Raw genomic sequence first — 3,695 nt, 5'->3', positions numbered from 1 at the left:
GATCCCCGCGCCGGGCCCGCGCCGCGACCGCCCAGCCCACGAGGCCGAGCAGCCCGAGCGCGCCGCCGACTCCGGTCGCGCCGTGCAGCACGCCGAGCAGGTAGAGGGCCACGGTATCCGCGTCGATCGCGCCGACCGCCGCGAGCACGAGCGGCAGCGCGCCCAGCACGCTGACGGGCAGGCCGACGAGCGCGAGCCCGCGCAGCAGCGGCAGGTGCGCCTGCGGGTCCTCGAGCACGCGCCGACGGCCGAGCAGCATCCCGATGGCGGCCAGCGGCACGAGCGCGCCGACCGACACGGGCGTCGCCACGAGGATCGCGGCCAGGGCGATCGCGCGGCTCGCGAGGTCGCCGAGGAAGGTGCCGTCACCGCCGAGCCCGAGCGCCGATCCGGATCCGTCGTCCGCCGTGAGCCCGTCGGCCCCCGCCACGATCAGGAACACGATCGCGGGCGCCCACACGAGCACGCGGTACACGCGGTCGCTGGCGCGGTACATGGCGGCGAGCGCGAGTCCGAGGATCCCGTAGCTGAGCAGGATGTCGCCCTCGAACAGCAGCACCACGTGCAGCGCGCCGAACACGATGAGCCACGCGCTCCGGCGGAGCAGGAGCCGGCGGGCGCGCGGCCCGTCGACGCCCGCGGAGGCCTGGCGGCGCAGGATCACCGCGAACCCGTACGCGAACAGCATCGTGAACAGCGGGAAGGCCCGGTTGTCGACGAGCGTCCCGACGAGCACGTCGGCGACGTGGTCGAGCGCTGAGCCGTCGGTGGGGCGCCCGAGCGGACCCGTCGGGCGGCCGACGATGAAGTAGACGGAGTTCGCGAGCGCGATCCCGAGCAGCGCGATCCCGCGGAGCAGGTCGGGCGCGAGGCTGCGCTCCGTCGCGGGCGTCGGTCCGGCGTGGGCGACGGGCGCGGGGGATCCGGGGAGCGGTGTCACGCGTCCAGCCTGCCCGCCACCGCGTCGACCCGCCACCGCGCCGGGGGGCCCGCGCCCCATCCACCGATCGGCCGATGCCGTGGATCGACCGCTCGGCCGTTCCGCTCCCGCCCGGCGACCGTCACGCTGGACCCATGACCACAGCAGCCGTCGAGGAGCACGTCAGCGTGCGCGACCTCGAGAAGACCTACGGCACGACCACCGCCCTCCGGGGCGTCACCTTCGACATCCACCGCGGCGAGACGTTCGCGCTCCTCGGGCCGAACGGCGCGGGCAAGTCCACGACCATCGAGATCCTCGAGGGCTACCGGCTCCGCACCGGCGGATCCGCGTCCGTGCTCGGCGTGGATCCCGCAACCGGCGACCGCGCCTGGCGCGCCCGCATCGGCATGGTGCTCCAGTCGAGCCAGGAGAGCGGCGCGATGACGGTGCGCGAGCAGGTCGCGCACTTCGCAGGCCTGTACCCGCGGCCCCGCGACGTCGACGCCACGATCGCGGCCGTCGGCCTCACCGAGAAGGCCGGCACCCTGCTGCGCGCGCTCTCGGGCGGCCAGCGCCGGCGGGTGGACGTGGCCCTCGGCATCATCGGCCGCCCCGAGCTGCTGTTCCTCGACGAGCCGACCACGGGCTTCGACCCCGAGGCGAGGCACCGGTTCTGGGACCTGATCCGCGAGCTCAAGGCGGAGGGCACGACCATCCTCCTCACCACGCACTACCTCGACGAGGCGGCGCAGCTCGGCGACCGGGCCGCGGTGATCGCGGGCGGGCGCCTGGTGGCGATCGGCCGGCTCGACGAGATCGGGGGAGAGGAGGCGCGGATCCCGCGGGTGCTCTGGCGCGACGACGACGGGCCCCACGACGAGCGCACCCGGACGCCCGGCGCCTTCGTCGCGGCTCTGTCGGCGGCCACCCCCGGCGGCGAGCCGCGCGACCTGCGCATCGTGCGGCCGAGCCTCGAGGACGTGTACCTCGGGCTGCTCGCCGAGGCCGGGGCAGCGGTCCCGTCCGCCGCACCGGTCGCCGGCCGCTCCGCCGCCGAGGAGGTGGCGGCATGACCGCCGTCCGTCCCGCGCCTCCCGCCGTGGACCGCGTCCCCGCCCTGCCCGGTGTCCTGCCCCTCGGGATCCACCGGGTCCGCTACGAGGTGCGCCGCTACTTCCGGCAGACCGACACGATCATCTTCACGTTCCTCTTCCCGGTCATCATGCTGTCGATCTTCTCGGTGGCGTTCGGCTCGGCCGGGAACATGGGCACGGCACCCGACGGCTCCGGCGGCGTCAGCGCCGCGGCCTACTACCTGCCCGGCATGATCGCGGCGGGCATCCTCCTCTCGGGCGTCCAGAACCTCGCGGTCGACATCGCGATGGAGCGCAGCGACGGCACGCTCAAGCGCCTCGCCGGATCCCCGCTGCCCGTGCTCTCGTACTTCATCGGCAAGGCCGGGCAGGTGATCGTCACGTCGCTCCTGCAGATGATCGTGCTGCTCCTCGTCGCCCGGTTCGCCTTCGGGGTGGAGCTGCCGACCGACGCCGGACGCTGGGCCAGGTTCGCGTGGGTGTACGCGCTCGGGATCACGTCGTCGGCCGTGCTCGGCATCGCGCTCAGCCGGATCCCGCGCTCCGGCGCGTCGGCCACGGCGGTCATCACGCCGATCGTGCTCGTGCTGCAGTTCATCAGCGGCGTGTACCTGACGTTCACGATGCTGCCGACCTGGCTGCAGGACGTCGCCTCGTTCCTGCCGCTGAAGTGGATGGCGCAGGGCATGCGCGCCGCGTTCCTGCCGGACGCGCTCGCGGCCGCCGAGCGCGGCGGCACCTGGGACCTCGCGGGCGTCGCGGTCGTCCTCGGGATCTGGCTGGTCGGCGGCACGATCGCCGCGGCGGCCACCTTCCGCTGGATCCGCCGGGACTCCTGACCGTGCGCGTCGACCGGGCGGGATGGCAGGCTCAGGGGATGATCCCGGTCCGCACCGTCCACGTCGCCTACGCGGTGACCATGGCGCTGCTGGTCGTGCTGACGATCGGCGCGGGCGGCGCCGCGGGGTGGGGGGCGTGGGGCGCCATCGCGGCGATGACGGTCCTCTACCTCGCGATCGGCCGCCGGGCGCTCGTCGACTCGGCGGCCGCGGCGCCGTACGACCCGGTGCGCCCGGAGACCTCGGCGGTCGTCTTCCTCTGCCTGGTGATCCCGGCCGCCACCTGGGGCGTCGCGAGCCTGTCGTCGTTCGCGATCGTGCAGTGCGTGCTGTGCCCGCTCGTGTGGCTGCTGCTCGACCGGGTCCGCCAGGCCGTGATCGGGACGCTCGTGCTGACGGGATCCGTCGCCGTCGGCTTCGTGGTCGGCTTCGGCGACCTGCCCGGGGCGCTGCCGACCATGGCCGTGTCGCAGGGGCTCAGCCTCGCGGGGAGCATCGCGCTCGGGCTGTGGATCACGCGCATCGCCGACCTCAGTCGCGAGCGCCTGCAGCTGCTGGAGGGGCTCCGCGCGGCGCAGGCCGAGGTCGAGGAGCTCGGCCGCGAGGCGGGCGCGGCCCGCGAGCGCGAGCGGCTGTCGGCGGACATCCACGACACGGTCGCGCAGGACCTCACCGGCCTCGTCATGCTGGCCCAGCGCGGCAGGCGCGAGCTCCGCGGCGGCCAGGCGGAGGCGATGGACCAGACCCTCGCCGCCCTCGAGGAGGGCGCGCGCGACGCGCTCACGCAGACCCGCGCGATCGTCGCGGCCACCGCGCCCGTCGAGCTGACGGACGGCCTCG

4 protein-coding genes are annotated in these 3,695 nt (G+C 74.9%); 3 read left to right on the top strand and 1 reads right to left on the bottom strand.

The annotated features are described in order from the left end of the window. A partial coding sequence (locus tag DZG00_RS13415) for a DUF418 domain-containing protein (RefSeq protein WP_119455720.1) occupies positions 1-940 on the bottom strand: 940 nt, incomplete at its 3' end. Between the two features lie 134 nt (positions 941-1,074). Between DZG00_RS13415 and DZG00_RS13410 the strand changes: the two genes are divergently transcribed. The 3 genes from DZG00_RS13410 to DZG00_RS13400 form a co-directional block, all read left to right on the top strand. Continuing rightward, positions 1,075-1,995: an ABC transporter ATP-binding protein gene (locus tag DZG00_RS13410; RefSeq protein WP_119455721.1), complete on the top strand. Its 921-nt coding sequence runs from the start codon at positions 1,075-1,077 to the stop codon at positions 1,993-1,995. Continuing rightward, the gene (locus tag DZG00_RS13405; protein WP_119383196.1) at positions 1,992-2,855 is read left to right on the top strand and encodes an ABC transporter permease; all 864 of its coding nucleotides are present in this window, start codon (positions 1,992-1,994) and stop codon (positions 2,853-2,855) included. The genes DZG00_RS13410 and DZG00_RS13405 overlap by 4 nt, the downstream gene beginning before the upstream one ends. 38 nt (positions 2,856-2,893) lie before the next feature. Beyond that, positions 2,894-3,695, top strand: an 802-nt coding sequence (locus DZG00_RS13400) for a histidine kinase (RefSeq protein ID WP_233550140.1), incomplete at its 3' end; no start/stop codon positions are given.

The organism is Clavibacter lycopersici (assembly GCF_003576405.1).
Classification (GTDB): Bacteria; Actinomycetota; Actinomycetes; order Actinomycetales; family Microbacteriaceae; genus Clavibacter; species Clavibacter lycopersici.
Note: the sequence above shows the minus strand (reverse complement) of the source record. Positions and strands in the feature narration are given on the sequence as shown.